This is a genomic window from Kribbella albertanoniae (genome assembly GCF_004348455.1).
Taxonomy (GTDB): Bacteria; Actinomycetota; Actinomycetes; order Propionibacteriales; family Kribbellaceae; genus Kribbella; species Kribbella albertanoniae.
Map to the genome: position 1 here is coordinate 1 of NZ_SMKA01000540.1, position 1,086 is coordinate 1,086.

General features: G+C 69.2%; 1 protein-coding gene. It reads left to right on the top strand.

The features are described 5' to 3' along the window. Positions 1-411, top strand: a 411-nt coding sequence (locus E1261_RS44875; protein WP_338034004.1) for a CAP domain-containing protein, incomplete at its 5' end; no start/stop codon positions are given. Positions 412-1,086 lie beyond the last annotated feature (675 nt).

Below are 1,086 nucleotides of genomic sequence, written 5' to 3' on the forward strand. Positions count from 1 at the left end.
ACCAACACCCCACCACCTCCGCCTCCCCCACCGCCGAAGGACGACGGCGACATGGACAGCAACGAGCTGCAGCTGTTCAACAAGATCAACAACGCCCGCGCGGATAACGGCTGCGCACCGCTCAAACGCAGTACCAGTCTGACCCGCAGCTCAGAGGCGGAGGCCAAGCAGCGCGCGGCGGACGACACCCTTGACGACGGCAACACCAGCTCGAAGGCCGCTGCTGGTGGCGACAACTGGTCGGCAGACAGGGCCTTCGACCGGATGATGTCGCAGAACAAGCCCACCCTGCTCAACTGCGGACTCACCACCATGTCCGTCGGAAGGGGCACGGCGACGTACGAGCGCTGCACCTTGTTCCTGATCTGCTCCGACCGCACCCGAGTCGGCTGGGTAGCAACCTTCCGCTAGGCGGCGGCCCGGCGATCACCCGAACGACAGGACGTATACGTCTGCTGCGCGCCCGCCCAGGCGGGCGTAAGCGGGCGCGAACCCGTCGTACACCTATACGTCCTGTCCCTCCGCCGACAACCGCCCCTCGAGCCGCTACGACCTTGAGCACGGCTCAACCATCCGAGCGCGGCGCACGTGGTCGATGGGCGCCCAAGGTGCCGCGGCCCGGGGGCCTTGAGCACGGCTCGACCATCCCAGCGCGGCGCACGTGGTCGATGGGCGCCCAAGGTGCCGCGGCCCGGGGGCCTTGAGCACCGCTCAACCATCCCAGCGCGGCGCACGTGGTTGATAGGTGCCCAAGGTGCCGCGGCCCGGGGCCTTGAGCACGGCTCAACCATCCCAGCGCGGCGCACGTGGTTGATAGGTGCCCAAGGTGCCGCGGCCCGGGGCCTTGGTTGATGGGTGCCCAAGGTGCGGCGGGCGGGGGCCTTGGGCACGGCTCGACCATTCCGGCGCGGGCACGTGGTTGATGGGCGCCCAAGGTGCCGCGGCCGGTGGCCTTGAGCACGGCTCGACCAATCCAGAGCGGGACACGTGGTTGATGGGCGCCCAAGGTGCCGCGGCCGGTGGCCTTGAGCACGGCTCGACCAATCTAGAGCGGGACACGTGGTTGAGGGGTGCTCAAGGTGGGGC